Genomic DNA, 1,441 nt, shown 5'->3' on the forward strand with positions numbered 1-1,441 from the left:
TCATTTTCGAGAGACCTCGACCTCTATCCCGGCAACGACGCGCCAACCACCTCTACACCCTCATCTGTGAAGAGCCGGTTTTTGGTCCCGGATGGGGCTGGCAGAGTGCCGACAATTTGGAGCTCGACGTCGTTGCGCCGCTTCAGCGGTGGCTGGATTCGAGCCAAGCTGACAATCTCATTCGCTCATTGCGGAACAAGCGGAATCGCAATGCGCGCGGTGTAGCCGCCCTGGTCGCCGGCTTGGACGGGCCGGCATACGCGATGATTCGGACGCTTGAACTGCACGCAAACGTGCCGATTAGTACGCCCCTGCGATTGCGCGATGGCATGGACGAGGTCGTGTTGGTTGCCGGTGAGCAAGTTGTGGCATATGGCCGGAACATTGGCTGGCGTCGAATGGCCGCGCCCGCGTGTGCTACCTAATATGCGCATCGGGCGCATAACGATTGAAGGGCTGGGACATGACTGTCGGGCACCGCGAGCCGGAAGGCCCGATGCTCAAGTCATTCGAGACGGTCCGCAACGTGAAGGCAACCCGGGCGGTCTCGGCGTGCTGTACGTGTGCCTGCAATATCCTCTGGGCGTGCCTGACGACGACACCGCCGAGAGTGACCCCGTATCTGCGCTGAAGGGCAAAGACCGAGAATGGACTAAGACCGCTACCGTGGTCATCTCTACGATTGCGTTGTGTGCCACCATCTCGTCCGCTGTCGCGGCGTGGCAATCCTGGAGAACAGCGCGGGCTGCGGAGACCGTCGCGCGAGACAGCGTCAGGATCGCAGACCAGGCCCTTGCAGTTTCGGGAGCAGTACCGAGCAGCGACAGTACTCTGGAGCTTGTCGGCGGTTGCTATCCGCGTGACGCGCTCACTGCGAAAGTCACCCTGCACAATTCGGGCCACCTAGCAACCCAGGTACACAGACTTGAATTAAGCATGGACTATAGGACCAAGGTCATCGTCGGGGGCGGGGGCGGGGGCGGTACATGGGCGCCGGAGGCGATTGGCTACTTGCCTGACGTTAATGTGACAGTGCCGCCGCAGGACTCCGTCACTATTCAGTTGCCCATCAAATGTGAGCAGCTAAATGAAGTCGTACGCAAATTGGATGCGGCCACAGACTTGGCTAATTTGATTAGCGGCAAGAACGTGACAATTGGCGATCCCAACCAGTACCTCTGGTCGGTAAATGGCGAGGTATACCTTAATGCCGATTTCGGTACGGGACCTGGCTCGCGGCAGCAGATCATCAGCGCGACGATACGGTAGCGGTTCGCTGGGGTTGTCCTCGTCTCGTCGGCCAGCTGTACTGCCGAATGGGCCGTGTAAGCCGTCCAGGCAGTAGGTCACAATGACGTCGAATTGGAGCAATTGTCAATACCTGTGGATCGGGGTGTTTCAGGCGACCTCCGTTTCGGTGTGTTGATCGCCGTCTGACGGT

General features: G+C 59.4%; 2 protein-coding genes. Both read left to right on the top strand.

Annotation, left to right across the window (positions count from 1 at the left end; translation table 11 throughout):
* The coding region (locus ACJH6H_RS29685; RefSeq protein WP_406776385.1) for a hypothetical protein at positions 1–425 on the top strand (425 nt) is incomplete at its 5' end.
* Between the two features lie 160 nt (positions 426–585).
* Positions 586–1,269: a hypothetical protein gene (locus tag ACJH6H_RS29690; RefSeq protein ID WP_406776386.1), complete on the top strand. Its 684-nt coding sequence runs from the start codon at positions 586–588 to the stop codon at positions 1,267–1,269.
* Positions 1,270–1,441: the final 172 nt, after the last annotated feature.

Origin of the sequence: Mycobacterium sp. SMC-21 (assembly GCF_045310825.1) — a bacterium.
GTDB lineage: Bacteria > Actinomycetota > Actinomycetes > Mycobacteriales > Mycobacteriaceae > Mycobacterium.